Raw genomic sequence first — 26,533 nt, 5'->3', positions numbered from 1 at the left:
GAGTCTTAAATGGGCCACCAGGGGCCGTTGAAGAAGCTGGTGAGCCAGCCCTGTTCCTGGGTGTTCGCCAGATCCCCGGTACCGCCGTAATAGATACGCGCATTGGCCACCCTCTGGGAGGAGACGCTGTTTTCCGAGCTCACGTCCTCCGGGCGCACCAGACCGGTGATGCGGATGTATTCGTTGCCATTGTTGAGCATGATCCACTTCTCGCCGCGCACCAGCAGGTTCCCGTTTGGCAGTACCTTGACCACGCTGACCGAGATGTTGCCCTGCAGGCTGTTGCTCTGATCCGCCTTGGCCTGTCCCTTGAAGGCACTGTTCTGGCCGATGGAGGCCGACAGATCGTAGGGCCCCGCCGTGACCGGCACGCCACCCAGGGTGACGGGGTCGAGCGCCAGCTTGTTGTCCTTGCCGCTCTGGGTGTTGGCCTTTTTCGACGCCGAGGTCGACTCCGCCAACTGGATGGTGATGATGTCACCCACCCGGTGCGCCTTGATGTCCGAGTAGATGCCGTTGACCTGCTCGGGCTGGAAGATGGCGCCGGTCGGGCGCACCGACACCGGCTCCGACTCCCCGTAGACGGGGGCGAAATCCGGGTCATCCGGTTTGGCGGTATTGGGGGTACTGGTGCAACCCGCCAGCGTCAGCAGTCCCAGCATCCATATGGCTTTCATCATGACACTCCTTTCATCAGGTACGCTGGGTCAGGAAGGACATCATGGAGTCGACGGCGGAGATGACCTTGGAGTTCATCTCGTAGACCCGCTGAGCCTGGATGAGATTCACCAGCTCCTCGGTCACGTTGACGTTGGAGGTCTCCAGCATCCCCTGCTTGATCACCCCCAGCCCGTCCGCACCGGCTGTCCCCTGAATGGGTGCGCCGCTGGACTGGGTCTCGAGGAAGAGGTTCTCCCCCATGGGCTGCAGGCCGGTGGGGTTGACGAAGTCCGTGGTGTTGATCTGGCCCACCACCTGAGACTGGCCATCCCCCTTGAGCTGGACGGAGACCTGGCCATCCTCCCCCACGGTGACGCTCTGGGCGTTCTCGGGGATCTGGATCTCCGGTTGCAGCGGGTAACCGTTGCCCGGGGTGACGATGGTCCCCTCGTCGTTCAGGGTGAACTGGCCGTTACGGGTATAGGCGGCGCTGCCATCGGGCAGCTGGATTTCGAAGTAGCCGCGACCGCTGATCATCAGGTCAAGGGAGTTGTCCGTGGTCTGGACGTTGCCCTGACTGTGGTTTTTCTGGGTGGCGACCACCTTGGCCCCCGCCCCCAGCATCAGGCCGGAAGGGAGCTCGGTGTCCGCCGAGGAACGACCGCCAGGCTGGTTGATGTTCTGATAAAGCAGATCCTCGAAGATGGCCCGCGCCTTCTTGTAGCCCACTGTGCTGGCGTTCGCCAGGTTGTTCGAAGTGACCGAGATGTTGGTCTGCTGGGCATCGAGGCCGGTCTTGCTGATCCAGAGTGCAGGATTCATGGGGTGCTCCTTGATTAGCTGATACGCAGCAGCTGGGTTTGTGCCTCGTCGTTCTCCTCGGCGGTCTTCATGATCTTGACCTGAGTTTCAAACTGACGTTGCAAGCGAATAAGGTTGGTCATCTCGTCGACCACGTTGACGTTGCTCCCCTCAAGGGAGCCGGCGATCAGGCCCACATCCGCAGACGCGGCCTCATTCTGGCCATCCTTGCGGCGAAACAGGCCGTCCTGGCCTTTCTCCACCGCATCTGCCGCCGGGTTGACCAGCTTGATACGCTGGAAATCTTCCGGCAGGTTGGCGGCTGCCCCCTCGGGACGGCCGCTGATGGTACCGTCACGATTGATCTCGATCTTCTCCATGGGCAGGGGCAGCACGATGGGCTGACCGGCATCATCCACCACGTTCAGACCGGTGGAGGTCTGCAGATTGCCGGTGGCATTGAGCTGCAGGTTGCCCATGCGGGTATAGGCTTCCGCACCGTTGGGATCCTGCACCGCAATCCAGCCCGGCCCATCGACGGCAACGTCAAGATCCCGACCCGTGGTCATCAGCATGCCGTGCTGCAGGTTCTGGCCCGGCCGCTCGGTCATGGCGAACACCCGCGTGGGCAGCCCTTCGCCAAACGCCTGCATGCTGCGCGCCTGCTCGAAGTCAGACTTGAAGCCAATGGTGTTGGCGTTGGCAAGGTTGTTGCCACGAACAGCCAGGCTGTTCATGTTCTCCTTGGCCCCGGACATGGCGATGTAAAGCAGGTGATCCATGGGATCCTCCGTCAAACAGATGACTCTCACAGCTCAACTGCAAGTTGAATGCCAAGAGAGATGACGAAGACGGAATGAAAGGAGGAAATGAGGCGGGACGGAAATGACAAAGGGCGCCGAAGCGCCCCTGCCAACTACCCGCCGTCTTAGCGGATCTGCAGTATGTTCTGCTGCAGGGAGCTGTTCACTTCCAGGGAACGGGAGTTCGCCTGGAAGTTGCGCTGGGCAGTGATGAGGTCGACCAGCTCGGTGGTGAGATCCACGTTGGACTGCTCCAGTGCCGACGACTTGATGGAGCCGAACGTGCCGGAGTTCGGGGTGCCGGGCAAGGCATCGCCAGAGAGCAGGGACTGGCGCCAGGAGGTGTCGCCGACCTGGGTGAGACCCTGGGCATTGGCAAACTTCGCCATGGCCACCATGGCCACCTTGACGGTGGTGGCGTTGCTGTAAGTGGCGGAGACAATGCCATCCGCCCCGATCTCCACCTTGGTCAGGCGGCCGACGGTGGAGCCGTCCTGAGTCAGCTTGCTCACTTCAAAGGGGGAGGCGTACTGGGTCACGGTACCGAGCTTGAACTCAATCTCCTGGGTGCCATCGGCGCCATTGGTGATAATACCAGCCCCTGTCGCCCCCAGGGGTTCCGTCTTGATGACCGCCGGGGTGGTGGGTGTGACCATCTTGCCGGAGGCATCGAAGGTCACCCGGGCGCTCAGGGGGGCCTGGCTCAAACCGGTCGCCATGGTGGTGGCCGTACCGCCTACGATGTCGATGGGCTTGTCCCCTTCATAGAGGTACATGCGCCAGGCAGTCGGCACCGCCGCTTGGGTAGGATCGGCCGGATCCGCTTCCTTGGTGAAGTACTGGGTGATGGTGTGTGGCTCGCCCAGGGAGTCATAGACCACCACGGAAGTAGAGGAGGAGTAGGTGGTCGAGTCAGTGGGATCGAATTTGGAGGCATTGACATCCATCAGCGTTTTCGTGCTGGAAGGCAGGTTGAAACCAGCTTCGACCGTCGTGGTCTGCACCGGTTCACCGGCCTTGTCCGGGATCTGGATGGGCTTGGTGGCATTGATGCTCACCGCCTTGGGGGTGCCATCAGAGTTGATCTCGTACCCCTGCAGATAACCGCCGGAGTTGCTGACCATGTAGCTGCTCTCATTGAGCTTGAAGGCGCCTGAACGGGTGTAGGTGCGATCCAGGTTGGTCAGGCCGTCCGAGGTCACGAAGAAGCCGTTGCCCTGGATGGCGAGATCCAGCGCGTTGTTGGTGAATTGCAGCGCGCCCTGGTGGAACTGCTGGGCCACCGCGCCAGTCGCCACCCCGTTGCCGACCTGGGTCTTGGCGTTGACGAAGATGGAGTTGGCGTAGACGTCGGCGAACTCGGCGCGGGACTCCTTGAAGCCGGTGGTATTGACGTTGGCAATGTTGTTCGCGGTGACGTTCAGGTCTTTTTGAGCCGCATTGATGCCGCTGAGGGCATTGTTGAATGACATGTCTTTCTCCTTAGATCACTGCGTTAGAGGACGAAGCCGACTGGGTGGTGGTCTTGCCGGTCGTCGCGCCAATTTCCAATACATCGGTCAGGTAGATGCCGCCCAGTCCCTTGAGTTTGAGGGTGCTGGGGTTGGTGCTCGTTCCCAGGGTGACGCTCTCCACCTTGGCGTAAGTCAGGGCGGGGACGCTCTCCGACTTGCCGTCGACGGTGGCATGCGCCTCTATCGAATATTTGCCGCTCTTGGCCTGGTTGCCGGACTTGTCCTTGCCATCCCATTCAAAGGCCACGTTCCCCTTGTGGCTCCCTTCGATGGCGAACTCTCGGATGACCTGGCCGCTCTCGTCCTTCACCGTCACCTTGATGTTGCTGCCGCCATCGCCGGTGGCGATGACCCCCGTGAGGGTGCCTCCCTTCTCCACGTAACCCGTGTTGGACGGGATCAGCACGTTCTGTCCCACCAGCGCGGAGGCCTGCAGCGCCTGGCTGGAAGTCATCAGGCTGTTGAGGCTCTCCATCTGGGTGGAGAGGCTGCTGATCCCCTGAGACGTCGACATCGAGGTCATCTGGGAAAGCATCTGGGCGTTGTCCACCGGTTTGAACGGATCCTGATAGGAGAGCTGCATGGTCAGCAGCTTCAGGAAGGACTCCTGATCCAGCTCCTTTTTCTGGGTACTGGTGTTGACCGTACTGGTCTGGGCCGACGTCGTCCGATTGACGCCCAGCAGGCTGTCATAGGTATCTGCCACTTATGCTCCCCCCTCTAGGGCGTGCCCACTGGGCCGATTGTTGCCGCCTGGCAGGCGATCATGGGTCACTCTCATCCGGGTTCACCTCTGTCAGGACTTGCCCAGACCCAGGGTCTGCTGCAACATTTTCTTGGCCGCATCGGCCACCTGGACGTTGGTCTGGTAGCTGCGCGACGCCGCTATCATGTCCGCCATCTCTTCCACCATGTTGACGTTGGGCTTGAAGATGAAGCCATCCTTGTCCGCCATGGGGTGATTCGGGTTGTACTCCTTGAGCAGGGGCGCATCACTCTCGACGATGCCCTTCACATCCACCCCGACCGAGGCCTGCTTGTCGGACATGGCCTGATCCAGCTGGGCGGCAAAGACTGGCCGCCTGGCGTGGTAAGTTTTTTCCACGCTGGAGCTGACGCTGTCAGCGTTAGCCATGTTGCTCGCCACCGTGTTGAGGCGAACGGACTGCGCGCTCATGGCAGAGCCTGCAATGTCAAAGACCTTGAACAAACTCATCCTTGCTCTCCTTTCAGTGCCTTGAGCAGGCCGCTTATCTTGCTGTTCATGAATTCAAGGGAGGCCTGGTATTCGAGGCTGTTGCGCAGGAACTCGCTGCGCTCCTGCTGCACGTCCACCGTGTTGCCGTCACCGGTATCCGGTTGCAGGGGATTGCGGTACTGGGTCGTGCCCGGGGTATCCATCTGCAAGGCGAAGTGCTTCTCGCTGGTGGTGCTGAGCCCGAACCCTTGCTGGCCCTGGGCATCCTGCAACGCCTGTGAGAAGTCGATGTCACGAGCCTTGAAGCCCGGCGTGTCCGCATTGGCGATGTTGCTGGACAACACCTCGGCACGCTTGGCGCGCACGCTCAGCGTGTACTGATGAACACCGAATGCCTTGTCGAATGAAATTGCCATAGCACACCTCCTGCTTCATGAATATTTAGCAAGAGGTGTGCCAAGAGGGTATTGAGCGGGGTTATTTGACCTTGTAGACGATGCCGGGGTTGCAGCGGATCATCTCGAACTTGTCGGTGAGGCCGGCCAGAGACTCGGAGGCCCCCAGCATCAGGTAGCCGCCAGGATTGAGGCTGCTGGCGAACTGGTTGAGGATCTTGGATTTCACTTCGGGCGCAAAGTAGATGAGCACGTTGCGGCAGAAGATGATGTCAAACTTGCCGAGCAGGCTGTAGCTCTCCAGCAGGTTGAGGGGACGGAAGCTGGTCAATTTTCTGACACGCTCCACCACCCGCATCTTGTTGTCGCCACAGGGTTCGAAAAAGAGTCGCTTGCGCTCGGGGGAGAGCCCGCGGGCCAGCGCCAGGCTGTCGTAGACCCCCTCCTTGCACTGGTTGAGCATGGTGCTGGAGATATCGGTCCCCACTATCTGCACCCCGCCCGGCAAGGTACCCGGCCGCTTGACTTGCTGCTCCAGCGCCGTCATGGCGATGGAGTAGGGTTCCTGCCCGGATGAAGAGGCGGCAGACCATATCTTGATGGGACGACCGCTCTTGCCAAGCTCCGGGAAAATCTTGTCGCTCAGCAGCTGGAACGGATAGGTATCGCGAAACCACAGGGTCTCGTTGGTGGTCATGGCATCGACCACCGCCATCTTGAGCTCCCGCTCGCGCACGCTCATCGCCCGGGTGACCAGATCAGACAGACTCTCGATACCAAACTGAGTCATCAAGGGCGACAGGCGGCTCTTGACCAGATACTGTTTGTTGTCACCCAGCACTATGCCGCTCTGTTGCGCCAGAAAATTGCTGAATTGCCTGTATAAGTCGTCCGAAAGTGTCTTCATGCAGTTGTTCTTCTTGATTAGAGAGCGCCTTGTACGGCCTTGGCCAATTCATCCGGCTGGAATTTGGCAATGAAATTGTTCGCTCCGACTTTCTGCACCATGGCCTGATTGAACACCCCACTGAGGGAAGTGTGCAGGATAACATGCAAATCCTTGAGGTTGGGATTGTTGCGGATCTCGGCGGTGAAGGTATAACCGTCCATCTCCGGCATCTCGATGTCCGAAATGACCAGGGCTATCTGATCCTTGATGGGACCGTTCTTGGACATCTCCAGCAACATGTTGAGCGCTTCCCGTCCATCCTTGGCCAGCACGCACTGCACCCCGATTGCCTCCAGTGCCCGTTGAACCTGCTTGCGCGCCACCGAAGAGTCGTCTGCAACCAGCACGGGACGCCCGTGAGGATTGCGCTCCACGCTTGCTTCCACCAGTTCGGTGGACACCTCGGTGGAGACCGGTGAGATCTCGTTGAGAATGCGCTCCACGTCCAGGATCTCCACCAGCTCACCATCTACCTCGGTCACCGCCGTCATGTAGTTGATGCGACCTGCCCCTTTGGGTGGCGGCAGGATGGACTCCCAGTTCATGTTGATGATGCGCTCGACCGAGTGGACCAGGAACCCCTGAATGGAACGGTTGTACTCGGAGATGATGATGAAGCACTTGGAGAGATCCTGGATGGGGCGCTTGCCCATCGCCATGCTGAGATCGATCACCGAGATGGTCTGGCCACGGATATGTGCCACGCCGCGAATGCAGGAGTTGAGCTTGGGCATGACGGTCAGAGGGGGACACTGCAGCACCTCGCGTACCTTGAATACGTTGATGCCAAATCTTTGACGTCCATTGAGACGAAACAACAGCAGCTCCAGCCTGTTTTGTCCCACTAGCTGGGTTCGCTGGTTGACCGAGTCCAGAATACTCGCCATAAACACTCCCTAAAAATGCTTGGCACTGATCGTGCATGTCATTATGCATGCACATTGGCTTGCATCAGATCATCGTTGTTTCAACAATCGAATAATTCTGGAGCAAGCATAGTTAACTACGGTGGTATACGTGAATAACTTATCGACCGGTAAGCAAAAATGATTAGTAGACTTTTCCTTATCTTACTGCCGTTTTGCAGTCTGTCTCACGCCATGGCGTCCGAGGTCACCGACTATCTGCAAGAACAGGCACAGGCGTTCGTGCTCGACCAGCTCGATATTCCCCTCGATGCACAGGCCGACGTCAAGGCCGGTACCATTGACGAGCGCCTCCCCCTCACGCGCTGCGAAGATGCCCTCACTATTTCCCTCCCCGCCAGGATGGAGATCCGTCGCAACACCACCGTCTACCTCAAGTGCGAGGGAGAGAAATCCTGGGATCTCTATCTACCGGTCCGGGTCAGCATCCAGAAACCCTATGTCACCGTCGCCGTCCCGGTTGCCAAGGGAGACATTCTGAGTGAACCCATGCTGACCCTGGCATACCAGGACCAGACCCTGATCCGTGGCGACTACCTTACCGACCCGACCGCCCTCATCGGGGTACGCAGCAAGCGTGAGCTCAAACCGGGTCAGCCAATCAGGCTCACCCAGGTATGCGTGGTCTGCAAGGGGGACCAGGTCACCCTGAGCGCCGAAAACAGCAGCATGCAGATCAAAACCATGGCCCGCGCCTTGCAAGATGGCAGCTTCGGAGACATGATCCGGCTTGTCAACACGCGCTCGGGCAGAACGGTGCAAGGCCAGGTCAGTGCAGTGGGCTCCGTGGTCGTGACATTCTGACACATGAATGCACTGCGCAATTTTTTTCTAAAGTTCTGACCGCCGTCACCGATATACAGGTAAGCGAACAGCAAAGCAGACGAAGGTAAACCTTATGGCTATCAACAATATCAACAACTTGGCTAACAACCGCCTGCAAAACAGCGGCAGCAGTCAAGGTGTAGCCACCAAGTCGGCGACCTCCAGCGAGAGCAGCCGTGCGACGACCGTCAAGAGCGACTCTGTCTCCTTGACCAGTGAGGCGCAGCAATTGCAACAGATGCAGAAGACCCTCAACACCGCCTCCACCGGTAACGAGAGCCGCGTCGAGAGCCTGAAGAAGGCCGTGGCCAGTGGGGAGTACAAGGTCAACAGCGAAGCCGTGGCCAGAAAGATGTTCAGCTTCGAAGCCGATCTGGATAAACGGTTGGGATGATGGACCTCCCTTCGCTGCTGCGCGCTCAGGACGACAACCTCTCCCAGATGCAAGGCTTGCTGGCAGAGGAGTTCGACCTGCTCAAGGCTCACCGGGCCCTTGCCTTGCCGGCACTCGCCGATCGCAAGCAGCAACTGTTGGTGGCCATCGAGACGCTGGACAAGACTCTGGCAGAGCTACCCGACCTGCAGCAACAGCTGGGCGCCTTCCCGACCCAATTGCAGGCCCTTCAAGCCAAACTGGAAGCCTGTCAGGAGCAGAACAACCTCAATGGACGTCTGCTCGAACTCAGCATTGTCTCCAATCGCCGTCTCGCCAGCTTCCTCAGCAAGCTCAGAGACAGCAGCTCCCTGACCTATGACGCCAAAGGCAATACCCGCTCGGGCACCCGCTCTTTCGGGATCAAGGCCTGATCTCCTCTCTCCCTTCTGGTTTCCTCTCCTTGTCAGCCCCTAGTCAGAGCACCAGCTGCATCAGGGTTTCTCCATCCTTGCAGGCATGGATGCTCATGCAGCCCTCGTCATAGCGCCCATAACTGGCCACCCACTCGCCCCTTGGAAAACAGATAGACCCCGGGTTCATCAGGAAAATCTCTCCCTCCTGGCGCAGCACAGGCACATGGGTATGACCGCTGATGAACAGGCTCCCTGCTGGCAGGGGCACGTTGCCGGGCTCATAGAGATGACCGTGGCTGACAAACCAGCGCCGCCCATCCACCAGCAGTTGGTTGTAGGGCGCCGTGATGGGGAAATGGAGCAGCATCTGGTCCACCTCCGAATCGCAATTGCCACGCACCGCCATGATGCGGGGGGCCAGCTCGTTGAGCCTTGCCGCCACAGCTGCAGGATCATACCCCTCGGGCACCGGATTGCGCGGCCCGTGATTGAGCAGATCCCCGAGCAGCAAATAGTGATCAGGCTGCCAGGGAGCGAGTTGCGCCAGCACCTGCTCGAGGGCAGTCAGACTGCCGTGCAGATCCGAGATAATGGCAATCTTCATTCCACACTCCTCATGGCTGGCTGAAATAGAGATCCTTGGTGGCGATGGCGCCTTTGAGGTTGCGGCTCGGCAAGCCGCGCAGTGCCGGGTCCACCAGTCGCATCTGGTTGTAGTGATAGACGGGGATGACGGGCACCTCCTCCATCAGCAGTTGCTCGGCCTGATGATAGATCCCGGACCGGGCGTTGGCATCCAGGGTCTCGGAGGCCTGCTGCAGCAGACCATCGAAGGCGGGGTTGCAGTAGCCGCTCTCGTTCTGGGGATCCTGGCAGCGGAAACTGCCAAGCATGGACGACGGCTCGACATAATCACCAAACAAAAATGAACGAGCCAGCATGAAATCACCACTGTCCTTGGCCACCTGATAGGCATTCCACTCCATGTTGTTGAGGGAGACCTCGACCCCCAGCGGTTTCCACATGGCCGCCACCGCCAGGGCCAGCTTCTTGTGGTTCTCCGACGTGTTGTAGGTCAGCGTCAGCCTGAGGGGATGGGCGCTGTTGTAGCCCGCCTGGGCCAACAGTGCGGCGGCCCGGGCCAACCGGGTCGGCTGGTCTTCCCGGGAGAGGGGGATATCCAGCTCGTCATAACCCGGCATGGCGGGCAGCAGTGACCAGGCAGAGCGCTCCCCCTGGCCGCTCACCTTCTCGGTCAGCAGGTGGCGATCGATGGCCATGGAGAGCGCCTGGCGCACCCGCACATCCTGCAACTCGGGGCGATTGAGATTGAAGGTGTAAAGATAGGTGCCAAGCAGCGGCAGACCCCAGATCCGCTCCGGTGCCTCCTGCATGGTCTTCTGGTAGTACTCCAGCGCCACCTTGTTGGTGAGCTGGATCTCCCCCGCTTCGTAACGCAGGCGCTCCCCATGCTGGGAAGCGAGCGGCAGGTAGGTCACCCGCTGGATCCGGGTATGGGCGTCATCCCAGTACTGGGGGTTGCGTTCGGCTTCGATGCGCTCGTTCACCACCCAGCTCGCCAGCTTGTAGGGGCCATTGCTCACCATCTTGCCTGGCTGGGTCCACTGCTTGCCAAACTGGGCGATGACCCGCTCGTTGACCGGCACGAAGGGGCGCTGGCTGACCAGTTGCAGGAAATAGGGAACGGGGCGCTCCAGGGTCACTTTCAGGATCTGGTCGCTTTCTGCCTCCACCCCCAGGGCATCGAGGTCGAGCGCCCCGGCATAGATGGACTGGGCATTGTTGATGCCGGTCGCCAGCAGCAGACCGGCGGAGGGGGAAGCCTGCGCCGGGTTCAGCAGCCGCCGCCAGGCGTAGACGAAATCCCTGGCGGTGAGGGGCTCGCCGTTGGACCATTTGAGCTGGGGACGCAGGAAGAAGCGCCACACCAGCCCATCCTCGCTGGTCTCCCAGCGCTGGGCCTGGGCGGGCACTATCTTGCCCTGACCATCCTCGCTCACCAGCCCCTCGAACAGGTCCACCAGCACCACCTCCCCCGGGAAACCGGAGCGGATCAGGGCCGGATCGAGGGACTCGGGTTCGGCGCCATTGCCCTTGACCAGGGTCTGCCTGTCCGACAGCACGGGCTGCTGCACCACGGTAGTGGCCTGAAGCGGCGGCACCGCCATCAACCCGAACAGCAAGGGAGAGAGCCAGCGGCGGGCTGGCCTGGCGGCGAAACGGTAAAACATGACATCAACCTCGTTCAATTCTTTTGACTGCAATGGGGGGAAGGCCGGCGGCGCGCCTGGAACCGAATGCATCATGCCGCGCTTGTTATCCCCGAAGACGACCCGTATTGTATCGGGCCTGCCCGATAGAGGGAGTCTTTCGGGCTATTTTTTTCAAGGTTTATGACGACACGGCCGCCACGGGTGGGCGCAATCGCCAGAAGGCGCACTCCCCTGCCCCCTTGGCAATCGCCCCGGGGCGATGTGTCGCCTGCAAGTCCGGTTGTCGTCTACCGTTTCAGGGGTCTTTATGGGTTACGAATGGCTGGCGCTGGCTGCCGCCAGTTTATGGGCGATCGCCGCCCTCATCTCCGTCAAACCGGCTCGCCATCTGGGGGCCTTTGCCTACAGCCGCTGGCGGATGTTCCTGGTCAGCCTGATGCTGGCCAGCGCAAGTCTGGTGACGGGAGGCTGGCAGACCCTCACCGAGAGCGCCCTTCCCCTGCTGGCCCTCTCCGGCCTCATCGGCATCTTCGTCGGCGACACCGCCCTCTTTGCCTGCATGAACCGGCTCGGCCCCAGGCGCAGCGGTCTGCTCTTCTCCTGCCACGCCCTCTTCTCCGCCCTGCTTGGGCTCTGGCTCTTTGGCGAGCGGCTCGATGGTTGGCGCCTGCCAGGCGCCTTGCTGGTCCTGGCCGGGGTCATGCTCGCCATCCTGTTTGGTCGTCGTGGCGACAACCAGCAGAACGAATGGGAGCAGGTGCGCGGCCGCCTCGTGGTCGGCATAGCCCTTGGCCTCACCGCAGCCCTGTGCCAGAGCCTCGGAGCCATCATCGCCAAGCCGGTGATGATGAGCGGCACCGTGGACGCGGTGAGCGCTTCCGGCGTGCGCATGGGCAGCGCCCTCTTGGCACACTGCGTCTTGCGGGCACTGCGCCTGCCGCTCGCCATGCCGCACAACCCCATCAACCGGCAGGTGCTCGGCATGATAGGCATCAACGGATTTCTGGCGATGACGCTGGGAATGACCCTGATCCTGGTGGCCCTGCGTCAGGGAGATGTGGGCATGGTGGCCATCTTGTCTTCCACCACACCGGTCATTCTGCTGCCCTTGCTGTGGTGGCACTCGGGGATGCGTCCCTCGCTCCCCGCCTGGGCCGGAGCCCTGCTGGCCACCCTGGGCACGGCCCTGGTGCTGGGAATGGGGAACTGAGCCACGTCTCTCCTGCAAGAAGGAAGGACCAACACGCCCATCGGCGGCACTGAGCCGCCGATGCTCCCCCGTGCCGGACAGGGAGAGAGGCGATCGCGCCCCTAGAACAGAGCGACTTCCTCTTCGGTCAACTCCCGGTATTCCCCCGGAGCCAGCTCATCGTCCAGAGCCAGATCGCCGATGCGTTCCCGATGCAGCCCGACCACCTTGTTGCCGATGGCGGCGAACATCCGCTTCACCTGGTGATACTTGCCCTCGTGGATGGTCAGGCGTGCTTCCCGCTCGTCCAGGATCTCCAGCTCCGCAGGGCGGGTCTTGTCGTTCTCGTTGCGCAGGTAGATACCGTCGGCAAAGAGCGAGATGGCCTCTTCACTCACGGGATCAGCCAGCCAGACGTGGTAGGTCTTCGCACACTCGTGCCGGGGCGACGTGATGCGATGGGACCACTGGCCGTCGTCGGTGATCAGCACCAGCCCGGTGGTATCGAGGTCGAGGCGCCCCACCACGTGCAATTTGCCCATGGCCGGCTCGTCGAGCAGGTGGAACACGGTGGCGTGATCCGGATCCTCGTTGGAGCAGACATATCCTTCCGGCTTGTGCAGCATGAAGTAGCGATTCTGCAGGTTCAGGGTCAAGGTCACACCGTCAAACTCGATCTGGTGTTGCTCATTGATGTGAAAGGCGGGCTGCTTGACCAGCACGCCGTCTACCAGCACTTCCCCCTGACGGATCAGCTTGCCCGCCTGGGAACGGGTCAAATCGGAGCAATCGCAAAGAAATTTGTCGAGCCGCATGCAAAAACCTCGGAATCCATCATGATTGGGGGCGACATTATATCGGTCAGACCCGACAACACCAGTACTAAGCGACAGGGACTCAAGATGGCGCCTGACGCCATGATGTGCCAGTGATAGACTGCCGTCAGCAGACCGACATCACACATAATAATAAGCCCAGGATGTACCCATGAAGCCGACGAAGTCTCACCCCGTCATCCCCGTCAGCCAGCTAAAACCTGGCATGTACGTCATTGCCATTGCCAGCCAGACCGGCGCCATGGAGATTGCCCAGACCGGCATGGTGACCAACCCCCAACAGGTGGAGGCGCTGATCCGGCGCGGTGTGCTGACGGTGCGGGTGGATCTTGCCCGCAGCAAGCTGCCGGGAGGGGGCACGGCAAGCCCGGCGGATGTGGTGACAAACGGGGCGGGCTCCTCTCGTCAGATCGGCAGTGGTGAAGGGCGCGAGCTCAAGATCCGTCGGCTCTATCAGGAAGCGCGCGAACTCCAGGGCAAGTTCATTCGCCATCTCAAGGCCGGAGAGCCCATCGACATCACGCCCCTTGCCGCCGTGGCCGAAGAGATGGTCGATACCATGTTCACCCACGGCGATGCCATGCTCTGTCTGGCGCGGATCCGTGCCAAGGATGCCTACCTGATGGAGCACTCCATGAATGTCGCCATCCTCCTGGCGAACTTCGGCCGCTACCTGGGGCTGGATCGCAGCGTGCTCAAGGAGCTGACCCTCGGTGGCCTGCTCCACGACGTGGGCAAGATCATGACCCCGGACGAGGTGCTCAACAAACCGGGCAAGCTCACCGATGAGGAGCTGGAGGTGATGCGCGAGCACGTGGTCCACAGCCACGACATCCTGGCCGCCACCGCTGGCATCACCCCCATCATGCTGGAGGTGGCCGCCAACCATCACGAGCGGATCGATGGCACCGGCTACCCGCGGCGCCTCAAGGGGGATCAGCTCTCCCTCTACACCCGCATGAGCGGCATCGTCGATGTCTACGATGCGGTGACGGCAGACAGGGTCTACAAACAGGGCATGCAGCCAACCCAGGCGTTTCGCATTCTGCTCAAGGGGGTTGACCTGCATTTTGATGCCGACCTGGTAACCAGGTTCATCAAGTGCATGGGAGTCTATCCGGTGGGCACCCTGGTACAGCTCTCCAACCAGCGCCTGGCCATCGTGATGCAGCGCAACGAACAGCAACCGCTCAAGCCCGTAGTCAAGGTGATCTATCACGCAGGCCATCGCCATTATCTTGAGGTGCAGTGGCTGGATCTCGCCAAAAACGGGGTTCAGGAGACCATAGAGAGCACGGTGGACCCCAAGGAGTTTGGCATCAACCTGGCCAACTTCGTCTAACCTGTCCGGCTTGTTGGCGGCTGCTCGCGGCAATGGCGAATCAGGAACTCCTCATCCAGCGGGGAGAGATCGAAGCGCAGGCAGGCCTCTTCGATGGCCCGGATGTCGTGTTGATGGTGTTCGCTGAGCCAGCGCACCGCGCGGCGCAAGTCTTCACCATGGGGCAGCAGGGTATGGTCGCTCATGGAATACCTCCGGTCAGCCATCGACGCCAGCCCGTCAATCCGGGCTCTCACTTTTAGCTTAGCCCGCCCGCACTCGCCCGGCAGACACCTGCGCCCTTGACGGTGCCCACCCTGTAGCAGGTATGCTCGACCCCTTCGGCGCCCTGCCGTGCCGGCGCCGCTCAAACAAGGATGCTGCATGCAAACCAAGGACAAGTGTCTGGCCGCCCTGGTCATTCTCTGCTGGGGACTCAACTTCGTTGCCATCAAGTGGGGGCTGGAAGGCATCCCCCCACTGCTGCTGGGAGCACTGCGTTTCGTCGGAGTCGTCTTCCCCGCCATTCTGCTGGTCCCCAGGCCTGCCATGCCCTGGCGCTGGCTGCTGGCCTATGGCGGTGCCATCAGCCTGGGCCAGTTTGCCTTCCTGTTCTGCGCCATGAAATTCGGCATGCCCGCCGGCATGGCCTCCCTGGTGCTGCAATCCCAGGTGGTCTTCACCCTGCTGTTCGCCATGATCTGGCTGGGAGAGCGCTGGCAGCCCCACCACTGGGTGGCACTGCCGCTGGCGGGAGCAGGTCTTTATCTCATTGCCACCCATGGCGAGGGCAACCTCACCCTCATCGGGTTTGTGCTGACACTGTGCGCAGCCGCCTGCTGGGGCCTTGGCAACGTCATCAATCGCCAGATAGGTCTGCGCTATCGCACCTCTCTGCCGAGCCTGGTCGCCTGGGGCGGGCTGGTGCCCATCCTGCCCTTCTTCGCGCTCTCCTGGCTGTTCGAGGGGCCCGAACTCATCGCAAGCAGCCTGCTCAACATCCGTTGGCAGGGCGTCTTGTGCGTGCTCTATCTCTCGTTTATCGCCACCTGGCTCGGTTATGGCCTGTGGGGGAGGCTGCTGATGCGCTATCCGGTGGCCCAGGTTGCCCCCCTCTCACTGCTGGTGCCCTGTGTCGGCATGGTGGCCGCAGCCCTGCTGCTCGATGAACACCCCACTCCCCTGCAATGGCTGGGCTCGGGTCTGGTGCTGCTCGGCTTCGTGGTGCATCTGCTGGGGGGCAAGATGCGCTTCTTGAAGACCCAAACCGAGGATTGACCTCGCCCGGGAAACTTCCCATCATGGGTCAGGCCCTCTTGGGCCCACCCCGTTATTTCGGCAGGACGCCATCATCAGGAGAGCAAGGACATGCGTCATCCGTCATTTTCGATCATCCCCTCTTTACCAGGCATCATGCGGGTCACGGCCATGCTGCTCCCCTTCTGCTGGAGCCCGTTCGGCTGGAGTGCCACCCTGCCGGCAGATCTCAAATGGGAGAGCAACGACACCGACCCCGTCTATGCAGACCCAGAGGCCAAGCGAGGCGGCACCTTCCGGGATTTCATGTCGAGCTTTCCGCTCACCTTGCGCAAATACGGGCCGGATTCCAACGGCGGTTTTGCGGCCTACGTGCGCGAGACCAACCTGCCGCTCCTGAGCACCCATCCCGTGACGCGCAATCCCATCCCCATGCTGGCCAACCAGTGGGCTTTCGGCGCGGATAACAAGACGCTCTATTTTCGTATCAACCCCAAGGCCCGCTGGTCGGACGGCCAGCCCGTCACTGCGGACGACTGGGTCTTCACCCTCAAGATGATGCGCAGCAAGGAGATCAACGACCCCTGGTACAACAACTACTACAGCACCCAGATAAGCGAAGTGACCAAGTTTGACGATCACACCCTCGCCATCACCAGCGGCACCGAGAAGAGCCGGGAAGATCTGCTCGAAGCTCTCCCCTTCACCCCGGAGCCCAGCCACGCCATCAAGCTGACCGCCAACTGGGTCAAGGAGTACAACTGGAAGGTGCTGCCGGTCACCGGCCCCTACCAGATTGGCGAGCTCAAGAAGGGCAAGTCGGTTACCTTCGACCGGGTCAAGGATTGGTGGGGGAACGACGAGCGCTACTTCCAGCACCGCTTCAATCCGGATCGCATCGAGATCAAGGTGCTCAGGGATCAGAACATCGCCTGGCAGCACTTCCTGCGCGGTGAGCTCGACACCTTCCCCCTCGTGATGCCCAACTGGTGGCATGACAAGAGCAAAACCGCCGAATTCGAGAAGGGCTATATCGAGCGGCTCTGGTTCTACAACCAGACGCCTCAGCCCCCCATGGGGCTCTATCTCAACACCGCCGATCCCTTGCTGAGCAATCTCGACGTCAGACTCGGCATCCAGCACGCCCTCGCCCTGGACAAGATGATCGCAACCCTGCTGCGGGGGGACTACCAGCGTCTCAACACCTATGGCTCGGGCCAGGGAGATTTCACCAATACCGACCTCAAGGCGCGCCCCTTCGATCCCGCCCTTGCTCGCGAATTCTTTGCCAAGGCGGGCTTTACCAAGACCGGGCCGGATGGCATCTTGCGAAACGATAAGGGCCAGCCCCTCTCCCTCAGCATCACCTACACCACGGCGGAACATGCACAACGCCTCACCCTGCTGCGGGAAGAGGCGAAAAAGGCGGGGCTCAACCTCGAGCTCAATCTGATGGATGCGTCTTCCGGCTTCAAATCCATGCTGGAGAAAAAACACCAGAGTGCCTGGATGGCCTGGAGCGGTGGTCGCTATCCCGCCTATTGGGAACACTTCCACAGGGTCAATGCCAACAAGCCCCAGACCAACAACATCATGAACATCGATGACGACAGGATCTCTGCCCTGGTGGAGCAATACGACAAGGCGTTCGATTTCGGCAAGAAGGCCGACCTCTCCCGCCAGATCCAGCAGCGACTCTATGAGCTCGCCAGCTTCGTCCCCGCCTATCAGGTGCCCTATACCCGGGCCGGCGCCTGGCGCTGGGTACGCCTGCCCAAGGTGCCGGCAACCCCCCAGAGCGACTTGCTCTACTGGCCCCTTGACGGCTCCAACTCGGGTTACAGCTTCGGCGGCCTGCTCTGGATTGACGAAGCGGCAAAGGCGCAGACCCGGGCCGCCATCAAAGGGGGCCAGACCTTCCTGCCAGTGACCATCACGGATACCACCTACCAGCAAAAATAGGGCAGCTGGCACCGTCAGCCCCAAAACAAAAGACCCCGCACATTGGCGGGGTCTTTGTTACAACCAGGATGGCACCAGGCGGAGGGCGCTCAGCCGCGTTTGGCCTGCTTTTGCGCAATGGCGTCGGCGACGTCGGCCGGGTCCAGCACAATGCCTTCCTGATCCGGCGTCGGGAACACGGCCACGCAGAGATCATCCTGCTCCATGCCGTCCACCCAGCGATCCAGCCACACCTTGAGGGTGATGGACTGCGGCTTGCACTCGGCCCACTCCCCTTCGGCCCAGGCCTTGGCGTAGTCGGGATGCGGCCATACCGGGATACAGTCTTCCTCTTCGGTCGTCAGCATCATGACGCCGTGTTCGTCGGTCAGGACAAACAGCTCTTCGTGCTCGACCAACTTGCTGATGAAGTGATCAAAGCGGTAATCGGCGTTCAGTTGCAGCGCGGCATTGCGCTCGGTGTCGCTAAGTTCATAGCTCATCGGTCAAGTCTCTCGTTCAATAAAGGGCGACATGTTCACATCTTGCCGACCCCTTGTCCAGCAGGAGTAATGGGTCATCCGTCTTTCCATCGCCTCACCCCAGCTCGGGGGTCAACAGCCGGAGTCCCGCGGTCTCACCCAGTCGCTCCCTCAGCCAATAGGCGGACTCCACTTCCACAAAGCAGAGCTGATCCCGCCCCGCAGCGACCCCCACCATGATCTGCTCAAGCCGTGCTTGCTGGGCGGCACTCCAGGCAGCAACCAGCGTGCCGCCATGGGCCTCGTCCACCACCTCACGGCGCAACTCGAACAGGTTATCGGTGATCGGGCTGTTTATCTTGCTCGGGTGGCGCCAGTACATCTGCAGGTTGTCCAGCATCTCCTCATCGTAGCTTGCCAGCGCATCGAGCTCCGGCGTCTCTTTGCTCTGGGCCGCGAACTCGCACCAGCCTGCCGACAAGGTAGCCAGACTCTGGGCATCCTTGCCATGCTGACGCAGGGTTGTCACGTCTTCCCCACGAATGGTCGGCAGCCAGAGATCTCCTTGATGTTGCGCCAGGAGAGGGAGCAGCAAGGAGGGAGCATAAACAGGAAAACGGGGACCCAGAGAGTGCAGCAGAGAGACCAGAGTAACAGTGATCATGAGACGCGCCTTGAACAAGATGACCTGGCATCACGCCTGGTCATGAGGGTGAACGAGGGTGCCATTCTAGCATGTTTGCCTTGCTGGGGGCGTTTGCGTCCAGCCGGGCCGGTGATAGATAGCGCCCAAAAAAGCAGCGTTTGAACCAGAGCGGCCCCGATAAAGGCCAATTGTTTGAGCCAGCGCCCACTAAAGAGGCACCGGGGATGCTAGGTTGCATACATCTTTAGCGTAAGGAGTGCATCCATGAGTGGGATCAACCAGGTTTCTGACGATTTTGTGAATGAGCTGAAAATACTGGCGTGTTTTGATCCGGCCAACATGAGCCTGGGGATCAAGCTGCGCAGCGACATGTCGGAAGCGCTTTGCCAGGCGGCAGCGCGCCTGCACAGCCAGGGCCTGATCACCGCAGCAGATGGCGGCTATCTGACCCCTTTCGGCATGACCATGCTGGAGCATCTCCAACACCTGCTGGTCGCACTCAAGCCGAATTGAGCGGTTGTGGTGCCCAGAGCGAGAAGTTGAGCAACTCCCAGCGCTCTCCTTGTCGCAGCAGACAAGCAAACAGCAAAGGACCTTCGGGTCCTTTTATCTTGCCATCGACCAGCCACTCTCCCGCCCGTTTTGGCACCGGCTGTACCCTGATCTCATCGGGTTTCACCGCGTTTCCCAGACGAACATGTACAAACTGTTGACACACGGACACGGCATCATTCACCGCAGGATCCGGCGTTGGCGTGCTGGCCTGACCGGTCAACGCCACGGTCAGCAAGAGGGAGGAGATCAGGGTCATGACGCGTATTGATGAAGCCATGAAAACAAAAAGCCGTGGCACCAGAGGTACCACGGCTTTCTTAAATTCTGCAAGAATTACAGAGCAGTTACGTTCTCAGCCTGCGGGCCTTTTTGACCTTGGGTCACAGAGAACTGTACGCGCTGACCTTCAGCCAGGGTACGGAAGCCGTTACCTTGGATGGCGCTGAAGTGAACGAAAACGTCCGGGCCGTTTTCTTGCTGGATGAAGCCAAAACCTTTGGTTTCGTTGAAAAACTTAACGGTACCGGTGATCATGTTAGACATATCTTTAAACCTGTATTCAAAATAATTACTTATGCTTTTCAGCGGGTAAAGCTCAAAAAACGGGATTACTTATGAACAACAGGAAAAGATGTAAAACATCATATTCATTGACATAACTATCGCCCTTTCAAGCTGGTTGAGATTATACGTGCCTTTGTCGATTACGCAAACAAATTTGTACCCCGCCAGCAGCGGGGTACGGCGGTTTAGACCTGTGCCGACTCCAGTGCCTGAACCAGGGCTTTGAGGAAGCGAGCCGCCTCTCCACCGGTGCAGGCTCTGTGGTCAAACGTCATCGACAGGGGAAGTGCACGCACCGGGCGCGCCTCGCCGTGGATGAACACCACCTTCTCGAACAACTTGCCCGCTCCTATGATGGCCACCTGGGGTGGTGTGACGATGGGGCTGGCGTAACGGCCAGCGATGGCGCCAAAGTTGGTGAGGGTGATGGTTGCCCCCTGCAGCATTTCCCGCGGCACGGCACGGGCCTTCACATCGGCGATCATCCGATCCAGCCCCTGCCGTATGTCAGCCGGGTCCCGCTCTGCCACGTTCTCCATCACGGGCACATAGAGCCCATGCTTGGAGTCGACCGCGATGGCCACATTGACCTCCCTGAACAGACGCCGCGACAGGGTCTCTCCGTCAAACCACGCATTCATGGAGGGTTCGGCCCGACACGCCACGCCGATCGCCTTGATGAGGCGCACCGTCACATCTTCATCCGGGCGCCAGTGGCGCAAGTCCACTTCGTCGGTGATGCTCACCGGCACCACAGTCCGGTGCGAGAGCTCCATCGCCTTGGCCATGGCCCGGCGCGAGCCTTTCAGGAATTCGTTGCCACTCTCCTGCTGGGCCTCGAACGCCTGTTGCACATCCTGCTCGGTCACCATGCCAGCGCTGCCGGTTCCCTTGACCTTGTCGATGTCCAGCCCCAGTTTTTGCGCCAGCAGACGTACCGCTGGCATGGCTTGCACCAGCGTGCCGCCGGGCGCCATGGCCCCCACCACGAAATGATCCTCGATATGCTGCTGATGGGCGCTGACCTTGCCAACGACGGTGCCGTCATCCTCGCCCCCTTCAAACTCCACCAGCGGTGCCCCGATGTGGAGGATGTCCCCCTCCTGCCCGCACAATCTGGCGATGACCCCGGCCACCGGCGAGGGCACATCCACCAGCGCCTTGGCTGTCTCCACCGACAGCAGTACCTGATCTACCTGCACCGTATCACCGGCGCTCACCTTCCACTCGACGATCTCGGCCTCGGCCAGTCCTTCGCCCAGATCCGGCAATTTGAAAAATTTCATGACCTGCTCTCCCTCTGCTGGGACATCACCAAACATTGACAGACACCATAGAGCCCTGTGGCCCTGGCACTTGCGCATCCGTACCTGTCGTGCGTCATAGCCACTGGTTCTCCATCAGTTGCCGAGCCGCCTGCGCGATCTCCTGCTCGGTGATGAGGTAATACTCCTCGTTGCGATAGTAGGGGACGGCGGCATCCACGCCGGTGAGGCGTCTTGGCGGCGCCTTGAGGGCAGTCATCGCCTCTTCGGTCACCTGGGACACGATTTCGGCACCCACCCCGAAACTGCCACAGGCTTCGTGTACCACCAGCAGCCTCCCAGTCTTGCGTACCGAGGTCAGGATGCTCTCCATGTCCAGGGGTTTGATGGTGGCAAGATCCAGCACCTCGCACTGGATGTCCTGCTCCGCCAGCAGGTGCGCCGCACGCATGACTTCCTGGATGCAGGCACCCCAGGCCACCACAGTGATGTCCCGGCCGGGACGCAGGGTGAAGCAGACATCCAGCGGCAGACCGATGCCGTCATCCACCACATCCGACTTCATGGAGCGATAGATGCGATCCGGCTCGAAGAACATCACGGGATCCGGATCCCGAATGGCCGACAGCAGCAGGCCGTAAGCCCGCTTCGGGCTCGAAGGGATCACGACCCGCAGCCCGGGGATATGGGCAAACAGGGCCTCGACGCTCTCGCTGTGGTGCTCGGGTGAATGGATGCCGGCGCCGTAGGGGGAGCGGTAAACGATGGGACAGGTGATGCGGCCACGGGTCCGGTTTCGCATCCGTGCCGCCTGGCAGATGATCTGCTCCATGCCCGGGAAGATGAAGCCCTGGAACTGGAATTCGGCCACGGGTTTGAGCCCCTGGGTCGCCATGCCCACCGCCACCCCGGCGATGAGTCCTTCGGCCAGCGGCGTATCGATGACCCGCTTGAACCCGAATTTATCGCGAAGCCCCACAGTGGCGCGAAACACACCGCCGTTGACCCCCACATCCTCCCCCAGTACCACCACATCAGGATCGCGTGCCATCTCGTGGTGCAACGCCAGATTGATCGCTTCGAGCAGCGTGATATCGCTCATAGTCCCTCCCCGCTCTGCTGCATGCCCTTGGCGATGATGCGCTGGCGCTGGGCAAGATAGGCCTTCGGCAGCTCGGCAAACTGGTAATCGAGCAGGGTCTCCGGCGCCTGGGGCGTGATGGCCTCATAGGCGGCAACGGCGCGTTCCACTTCCCGGCCCGCCTCTGCCAGCAGCGCCTGTTCCTTATGCTCGTCCCACCAGCCCCGTTCAAACATGAACTGGCGCAGCCGCTTGACCGGTTCCCTGGCCCAGGCCGCTTCCACCTCGGCGCCGTCACGATAGCGAGTCGCATCATCGGCGGTGGTGTGATCCCCGAGCCGGTAGCTGACGGCTTCGATGAGCGTCGGCCCCTTGCCGCTGCGAGCCCGCTCGACGGCGGCGCGGGTCGCCTCATAGACCGCCACCACGTCATTGCCGTCCACCTGAAGGCTGCGCACCCCGGCTCCTATGCCCTTCTGGGCCAGAGTGGGCGCGCTCGACTGCAACTTGCGCGGCACCGAGATGGCCCACTGGTTGTTGTTGATGATCATCACCATGGGGAGATGCCAGACACCGGCACAGTTGAGCCCCTCGAGGAAGTCTCCCTTGGAGGTGCCGCCATCGCCGATGGTCACCACGGCGACCCTGGGCTGGTTGCGCAGCTTGAAGGCGGCCGCGATGCCGGCAGCATGGGTGATCTGGGTGGCGATGGGAACGCAGATGGGCAAGTCTTCCGACAACTCGCCATCGGCCTTGTAGAAGACACTGCCCCGTTCATCGCCGCCCCAATACTGCAGGTTCTGCTCCATGGGCACGCCCCTCACGTAGAGAGTGGGCATGTCCCGGTAGTAGGGCACATAGACATCCTCTGGCTGCATGGCGAGCCCGACCCCGATCCCCACCGCTTCCGCCCCGAGATGAGAGGGAAAAGTGCCGAGTTTGCCGGTTCGCTGCAGTGCTATCGCTTTCTTGTCGTAACTGCGCACCATCACCATGTTGCGGTAGAAGGTGTGCAGCATCGCCTTGTCCAGCCAGGTCGGCAGTGTCGCGACCGGGCGCCCCTCCTCATCGAGGTAACGAAGGAAGGGGATGTCGACATGGGTCATAACTGGCTCCTTGCCGTTGTCAGCGTCACCACCATGAGGTGACATTTAAAATGTAAACAACATGTTAATCAAAGGGCAACGAGATTCATCCAGGTAAGACCAGTAGAAACTTCTTTTATTCTCGAAGGTAATTGGAATTTTCGTCGAGCAGAAACAAAGAAGGGAGCCTGTTCAGGCTCCCTGTCATATCGAGTTCGGGATCACGCCCATCACCGCCATGCTGCTTGCCACCGCCCGTGGCGCAGGATCAGCATGACAAAAAGGCATCAATTCACTCCCACAAACGGGTGGGTACCACCAGCAGCATGGTGCGCTGTCCGATGGCCACGTTGGCGTTGGGGAAGACCACCGCTTCCCGCGGTTTCTCTACCCTGTATTGCCGATCCCCATCTTCTGCCAGCACAAAACCCTGGGGAAATTCGGTGAAGTTGTCCACATCGCTGGCAAACAGGAAGCGGAACTGCTCCGACTGCTTGTTGATCACCCGATCTATGGCAAAAAGGGTGAAGTCATCGGCTCGCCAGGGCTCGAGGGCCACCTCATCCCGGGTCACCAGCTCCTGCAATGTCTGGCGCACCTCGATGAAGCGAGTCATGTCGTTTTCACCGAAGGGCCGCACCTTGCCCAGCTCCACCGTAAAGGCATGGGCGCCGTGCTGGTGCGAGCTGTAATAGCTGAAGGTGGTGGTCGGGCCGCTCGAGAGCAGTATGGTGCGCACGCCGCAGGCACCGAGGAAACGTACCTGCTCCTTGCAGTGAGGGCGTTCGTGGGGGAAGGGATAGACGGCAAACTTCTCGTGGCGCGAGCCGCGAATGGCGGTATGGAGATCGTAGTGGTAACGGGGCCTGGCCGAGTCGGCAAAGAAGCGGCTCACATACTGCTCCAGACGCATGGCGCGGATGCGCTCCCGGTTGCACAGCCCCTCCCCCTTGCTGTGGGCGCCCGAGAAGAGGCGGTTCATGTTCTCTTCCACCTCCCTCACCCCCTGGTTCATGGCGGCGGGGTTGCCAAAGAGGAAGAGCACCCGGTGACGAACCTTGAGCTCCTCTGCGAGCAACCGGGTCAGCAACTGGTTGCAGATCTCGATGGGGGCTGTCTCGTTGCCGTGGATGCCGCAGGAGAGGACGATGTCCTTGTGCCCGGGTTGCCCCGCCTCGGAAGCGGGTTCCAGGCAGATCACGCCGGTATCCCACACGCTCACCCGGGTACCGTCGGTCAGATTGAAGGCGAAAGGCTCGAGCTGCCACTCATGGCGGCGCGTCAGGGCCAAAAAGTCATGCTGGGGAATCATCCGTCTCACCCTTTAGTCTGGAATGCCATGGCCGGATTATACGCAAGGCAACCGGGCTTAAAATCAGTTTTTAAACAAATTCAAACAGTAAGGATACAAAAATGGTGAAAATGAGTGACAACTCAAGCAACAGGATCAAGCGGGGGGAAACACGGGAGAGGGAAAGCGGTGAACGGGTATCGGCAGGTGAAGACAGCATGTCTTCGGCAGACAGGCGGGCAGCATGCCCCTGGGATCAGCAGAAAAACAAGGCATCCATGCCCGGCTGATCAACCACGCCAGAACGGCTTGGTGGTCTCTTGATAGCGGTCGGCTTCGTTCAGACCGATGTCCTTGAGCAGGTAGGCGGGCAGCTCGGAGAGCTGGCGGCGGCTGCGGCTGCGTTCCAGCCAGGTCAGGACGGTCATCTTGACGCGAGCAACCAGATTCGATTCGCTGGAATGCTGGTAACCGGCTTCGGTATAAGTCATGTTGGCCATGATATGGCTCCTCTCTCTCGTTCTGCGCAAGGCTCGGATTTGATGCGCAAAGCTTAGTCAGGGCGGGGAGGTGCCTCAATTGACGAATTTTGATACATGACATTAGTAAAAGTAATGGTTGATATCGCCAGGGCAATAACCATAACCATATGATTTTAAAATGAAATAATACTGAAACTTTCCTCCTGGCAGCCTGGCAGCATTTTCTCCTGCGCTACCCACTTCTAACTATGCACTTTCCCACGCTAGCTATGCACGGCACGACGACGAGTCAGCAGGGTGCAAACTCTCGGTCACCAGGGTTTGTTAACAAATAGATCGCGACAAGATCGTTATTTAACAAAAAGATACGAACAGGCAACCTGAACCGGATGCCTCCCATGTCACCCCCATTGTCAGGGTGGCACCGGACACTTGGCACCCTGCCATCATACTGGTATGGTTATTTATACAGTGGTTTATCATGCTGCCTCCCCACACTGCCCCAATATCATGCTGAACAGGGGAGGGGCACACACAGGATCTGCCGATGGACACCTTTACCCCCACCGCCGCCCTGCGTCAACAGATGGCCCTGCTGGAGGCGTCGCTGGCACGCCTTGCCCGGCAACTGGGCCAGCTCGACCTGCTGGAGGCTCATGTCTATCCTCTCCCGGCCGTGGCCCAGGGGGAAGAGCATGAGCCCATCGAGGCCATCGAGGTGGGCTATCTCTCGGGCGAGGCGGCCCTGGCCGCCACCCTCGCCGCCTTTCAGGACCACAGCGCCCGCCCCGGCTGCTCCACCAAGGCGACCCACCGTCTGCCCGGCTGGCTGCGCTTTCCTGCCGCCTGCGCCAGGGAGCTGGCCCCCGTCATCGAGGAGATCAACGCGCACAAGCTCGCCTTCAAGGCCATGGTGCAGGCGGCGGGCGGGCGGGACGAGAAGTTCGAGCTGGTGCACGGCGCCCTGCCCGGTGTCATCACCCTGCAGGTCTATCGCAAGCTGACCTGGCTTCAGGGGGATCTGCATTCGCTGGGCTTCACCTGGGCCGACAAGCAGAGCATCAGCCGCCTCAGCCGGGAGCAGGTACTGGAGATGCTGGAGCGCAGCCGCCGGTATGTACCGGCGCTCTTTGACAACGAAGAGTGGAGCAAGATGGTGGATCAGGAGGTATACGACATTCGCCGCCTGCCGGCGGATGCCGCCCTGCGGATCCGCAGGCCGGTCAAGACCCACCCCATGATCAACCTGCTCTGGCAGGACCGGGAGCCCCGCAAGCAGCAGATCAAGGCGAGCCTTCCCCTGCTGCTCTGCTCCGATACCCAGCCGGCCGTCACCCATCTGGGCCACTACCCGCCCAAGCTGCGCCAGGCACGCCGGGATCGCAAGATTGGCGGTGACCCCATCATAGAGCGGCTGCACCTCTACCTCTATCAGGGGTAGCGC

Annotated in this window: 31 protein-coding genes; 9 read left to right on the top strand and 22 right to left on the bottom strand. The window is 60.6% G+C overall.

Annotated features, from left to right (window positions below; translation table 11 throughout):
- Positions 1–5: 5 nt before the first annotated feature.
- The 9 genes from flgH to AB5Y53_RS15195 form a co-directional block, all read right to left on the bottom strand.
- Complete coding sequence (flgH, locus tag AB5Y53_RS15235; protein ID WP_010675289.1) at positions 6–677, bottom strand: flagellar basal body L-ring protein FlgH; 672 nt, start codon at positions 675–677, stop codon at positions 6–8.
- 16 nt (positions 678–693) lie between these two features.
- On the bottom strand, positions 694–1,482 hold the full coding sequence (gene flgG, locus AB5Y53_RS15230; protein WP_010675290.1) for a flagellar basal-body rod protein FlgG: 789 nt from the start codon (positions 1,480–1,482) through the stop codon (positions 694–696).
- Between the two features lie 14 nt (positions 1,483–1,496).
- On the bottom strand, positions 1,497–2,243 hold the full coding sequence (flgF, locus tag AB5Y53_RS15225; RefSeq protein ID WP_010675291.1) for a flagellar basal-body rod protein FlgF: 747 nt from the start codon (positions 2,241–2,243) through the stop codon (positions 1,497–1,499).
- A 146-nt stretch (positions 2,244–2,389) separates the two neighbouring features.
- Positions 2,390–3,736 carry a flagellar hook protein FlgE gene (flgE, locus tag AB5Y53_RS15220; protein WP_139736370.1) on the bottom strand — a complete coding sequence of 449 codons (1,347 nt, stop codon included), beginning with the start codon at positions 3,734–3,736 and terminating at the stop codon, positions 2,390–2,392.
- 10 nt (positions 3,737–3,746) lie between these two features.
- Positions 3,747–4,484 carry a flagellar hook assembly protein FlgD gene (locus tag AB5Y53_RS15215; protein WP_010675293.1) on the bottom strand — a complete coding sequence of 246 codons (738 nt, stop codon included), beginning with the start codon at positions 4,482–4,484 and terminating at the stop codon, positions 3,747–3,749.
- A 90-nt stretch (positions 4,485–4,574) separates the two neighbouring features.
- Entirely contained in the window at positions 4,575–4,994 is a 420-nt protein-coding gene (gene flgC / locus AB5Y53_RS15210; protein WP_005329775.1) for a flagellar basal body rod protein FlgC, read from the bottom strand.
- Positions 4,991–5,392, bottom strand: a complete 402-nt coding sequence (flgB, locus tag AB5Y53_RS15205; RefSeq protein ID WP_010675294.1) for a flagellar basal body rod protein FlgB — start codon at positions 5,390–5,392, stop codon at positions 4,991–4,993. Before flgB ends, flgC begins: the two co-directional genes overlap by 4 nt.
- 61 nt (positions 5,393–5,453) lie before the next feature.
- Positions 5,454–6,278, bottom strand: a complete 825-nt coding sequence (locus tag AB5Y53_RS15200; protein ID WP_010675295.1) for a protein-glutamate O-methyltransferase CheR — start codon at positions 6,276–6,278, stop codon at positions 5,454–5,456.
- Positions 6,279–6,295: 17 nt separating this feature from the next.
- Complete coding sequence (locus AB5Y53_RS15195; RefSeq protein WP_010675296.1) at positions 6,296–7,207, bottom strand: chemotaxis protein CheV; 912 nt, start codon at positions 7,205–7,207, stop codon at positions 6,296–6,298.
- Between the two features lie 237 nt (positions 7,208–7,444).
- Here AB5Y53_RS15195 and flgA point away from each other — a divergent pair, with 237 nt between their 5' ends.
- The 3 genes from flgA to AB5Y53_RS15180 all read left to right on the top strand — a co-directional run bounded on the left by flgA (position 7,445) and on the right by AB5Y53_RS15180 (position 8,878).
- Positions 7,445–8,050: a flagellar basal body P-ring formation chaperone FlgA gene (gene flgA / locus AB5Y53_RS15190; RefSeq protein ID WP_039040281.1), complete on the top strand. Its 606-nt coding sequence runs from the start codon at positions 7,445–7,447 to the stop codon at positions 8,048–8,050.
- Between the two features lie 94 nt (positions 8,051–8,144).
- Positions 8,145–8,465: a flagellar biosynthesis anti-sigma factor FlgM gene (gene flgM, locus AB5Y53_RS15185; protein ID WP_010675298.1), complete on the top strand. Its 321-nt coding sequence runs from the start codon at positions 8,145–8,147 to the stop codon at positions 8,463–8,465.
- Complete coding sequence (locus AB5Y53_RS15180) at positions 8,462–8,878, top strand: flagella synthesis protein FlgN (protein WP_039040232.1); 417 nt, start codon at positions 8,462–8,464, stop codon at positions 8,876–8,878. The genes flgM and AB5Y53_RS15180 overlap by 4 nt, the downstream gene beginning before the upstream one ends.
- A 43-nt stretch (positions 8,879–8,921) precedes the next feature.
- Here the strand turns inward: AB5Y53_RS15180 and yfcE are convergent, their stop codons facing one another.
- Both yfcE and AB5Y53_RS15170 read right to left on the bottom strand, forming a co-directional pair.
- Positions 8,922–9,464, bottom strand: a complete 543-nt coding sequence (gene yfcE / locus AB5Y53_RS15175) for a phosphodiesterase (RefSeq protein ID WP_128318221.1) — start codon at positions 9,462–9,464, stop codon at positions 8,922–8,924.
- A 10-nt stretch (positions 9,465–9,474) separates the two neighbouring features.
- Entirely contained in the window at positions 9,475–11,112 is a 1,638-nt protein-coding gene (locus AB5Y53_RS15170; protein ID WP_039040230.1) for a peptide ABC transporter substrate-binding protein, read from the bottom strand.
- A gap of 289 nt (positions 11,113–11,401) precedes the next feature.
- On the opposite strand from AB5Y53_RS15170, the gene AB5Y53_RS15165 reads away from it, so the two are divergent.
- Positions 11,402–12,304: a DMT family transporter gene (locus tag AB5Y53_RS15165; protein ID WP_010675302.1), complete on the top strand. Its 903-nt coding sequence runs from the start codon at positions 11,402–11,404 to the stop codon at positions 12,302–12,304.
- Positions 12,305–12,405: 101 nt separating this feature from the next.
- Here the strand turns inward: AB5Y53_RS15165 and rsuA are convergent, their stop codons facing one another.
- The gene (rsuA, locus tag AB5Y53_RS15160; RefSeq protein ID WP_039040228.1) at positions 12,406–13,098 is read right to left on the bottom strand and encodes a 16S rRNA pseudouridine(516) synthase RsuA; all 693 of its coding nucleotides are present in this window, start codon (positions 13,096–13,098) and stop codon (positions 12,406–12,408) included.
- A 172-nt stretch (positions 13,099–13,270) separates the two neighbouring features.
- On the opposite strand from rsuA, the gene AB5Y53_RS15155 reads away from it, so the two are divergent.
- Positions 13,271–14,461: an HD-GYP domain-containing protein gene (locus AB5Y53_RS15155; protein WP_041213169.1), complete on the top strand. Its 1,191-nt coding sequence runs from the start codon at positions 13,271–13,273 to the stop codon at positions 14,459–14,461.
- Here the strand turns inward: AB5Y53_RS15155 and AB5Y53_RS15150 are convergent.
- Positions 14,458–14,646, bottom strand: a complete 189-nt coding sequence (locus AB5Y53_RS15150; RefSeq protein ID WP_010675305.1) for a hypothetical protein — start codon at positions 14,644–14,646, stop codon at positions 14,458–14,460. The genes AB5Y53_RS15155 and AB5Y53_RS15150 overlap by 4 nt on opposite strands.
- 178 nt (positions 14,647–14,824) lie before the next feature.
- Here AB5Y53_RS15150 and AB5Y53_RS15145 point away from each other — a divergent pair, with 178 nt between their 5' ends.
- Both AB5Y53_RS15145 and AB5Y53_RS15140 read left to right on the top strand, forming a co-directional pair.
- Entirely contained in the window at positions 14,825–15,718 is an 894-nt protein-coding gene (locus AB5Y53_RS15145) for an EamA family transporter (protein ID WP_010675306.1), read from the top strand.
- A 90-nt stretch (positions 15,719–15,808) separates the two neighbouring features.
- The gene (locus tag AB5Y53_RS15140; RefSeq protein WP_368182444.1) at positions 15,809–17,659 is read left to right on the top strand and encodes an extracellular solute-binding protein; all 1,851 of its coding nucleotides are present in this window, start codon (positions 15,809–15,811) and stop codon (positions 17,657–17,659) included.
- A gap of 89 nt (positions 17,660–17,748) precedes the next feature.
- Here the strand turns inward: AB5Y53_RS15140 and AB5Y53_RS15135 are convergent, their stop codons facing one another.
- Both AB5Y53_RS15135 and AB5Y53_RS15130 read right to left on the bottom strand, forming a co-directional pair.
- Positions 17,749–18,141 carry a DUF2750 domain-containing protein gene (locus AB5Y53_RS15135; protein ID WP_010675308.1) on the bottom strand — a complete coding sequence of 131 codons (393 nt, stop codon included), beginning with the start codon at positions 18,139–18,141 and terminating at the stop codon, positions 17,749–17,751.
- Between the two features lie 94 nt (positions 18,142–18,235).
- Positions 18,236–18,784: a hypothetical protein gene (locus AB5Y53_RS15130; protein ID WP_368182442.1), complete on the bottom strand. Its 549-nt coding sequence runs from the start codon at positions 18,782–18,784 to the stop codon at positions 18,236–18,238.
- A 246-nt stretch (positions 18,785–19,030) separates the two neighbouring features.
- On the opposite strand from AB5Y53_RS15130, the gene AB5Y53_RS15125 reads away from it, so the two are divergent.
- Positions 19,031–19,279 (top strand): TIGR02647 family protein, encoded by a 249-nt coding sequence (locus AB5Y53_RS15125; protein WP_010675310.1) that lies wholly within the window; start codon positions 19,031–19,033, stop codon positions 19,277–19,279.
- Here AB5Y53_RS15125 and AB5Y53_RS15120 read toward each other — a convergent pair.
- From AB5Y53_RS15120 to AB5Y53_RS15090, 7 genes are all read right to left on the bottom strand, one after another.
- A complete protein-coding gene (locus AB5Y53_RS15120; protein WP_103254967.1) occupies positions 19,266–19,577 on the bottom strand; it encodes a hypothetical protein in 312 nt (103 codons plus the stop codon). The genes AB5Y53_RS15125 and AB5Y53_RS15120 overlap by 14 nt on opposite strands.
- A 77-nt stretch (positions 19,578–19,654) precedes the next feature.
- Positions 19,655–19,864, bottom strand: coding sequence for a cold-shock protein (locus AB5Y53_RS15115; protein ID WP_005302803.1), 210 nt, complete (start codon positions 19,862–19,864; stop codon positions 19,655–19,657).
- Between the two features lie 206 nt (positions 19,865–20,070).
- Positions 20,071–21,171, bottom strand: coding sequence for a dihydrolipoamide acetyltransferase family protein (locus AB5Y53_RS15110; protein ID WP_010675312.1), 1,101 nt, complete (start codon positions 21,169–21,171; stop codon positions 20,071–20,073).
- 94 nt (positions 21,172–21,265) lie between these two features.
- Positions 21,266–22,252 carry an alpha-ketoacid dehydrogenase subunit beta gene (locus tag AB5Y53_RS15105; protein WP_139736365.1) on the bottom strand — a complete coding sequence of 329 codons (987 nt, stop codon included), beginning with the start codon at positions 22,250–22,252 and terminating at the stop codon, positions 21,266–21,268.
- Positions 22,249–23,337, bottom strand: coding sequence for a pyruvate dehydrogenase (acetyl-transferring) E1 component subunit alpha (gene pdhA, locus AB5Y53_RS15100; protein WP_368182440.1), 1,089 nt, complete (start codon positions 23,335–23,337; stop codon positions 22,249–22,251). Before pdhA ends, AB5Y53_RS15105 begins: the two co-directional genes overlap by 4 nt.
- Positions 23,338–23,608: 271 nt before the next feature.
- Positions 23,609–24,628: a succinylglutamate desuccinylase gene (gene astE / locus AB5Y53_RS15095; RefSeq protein WP_010675315.1), complete on the bottom strand. Its 1,020-nt coding sequence runs from the start codon at positions 24,626–24,628 to the stop codon at positions 23,609–23,611.
- A 269-nt stretch (positions 24,629–24,897) separates the two neighbouring features.
- The gene (locus AB5Y53_RS15090) at positions 24,898–25,107 is read right to left on the bottom strand and encodes a DUF1127 domain-containing protein (RefSeq protein ID WP_010675316.1); all 210 of its coding nucleotides are present in this window, start codon (positions 25,105–25,107) and stop codon (positions 24,898–24,900) included.
- A 529-nt stretch (positions 25,108–25,636) separates the two neighbouring features.
- Here AB5Y53_RS15090 and AB5Y53_RS15085 point away from each other — a divergent pair.
- On the top strand, positions 25,637–26,530 hold the full coding sequence (locus AB5Y53_RS15085) for a DNA replication terminus site-binding protein (protein WP_039040220.1): 894 nt from the start codon (positions 25,637–25,639) through the stop codon (positions 26,528–26,530).
- Positions 26,531–26,533: the final 3 nt, after the last annotated feature.

This window comes from Aeromonas sp. R7-5, assembly GCF_040908015.1.
GTDB lineage: Bacteria > Pseudomonadota > Gammaproteobacteria > Enterobacterales > Aeromonadaceae > Aeromonas > Aeromonas caviae.
Note: the sequence above shows the minus strand (reverse complement) of the source record. Positions and strands in the feature narration are given on the sequence as shown.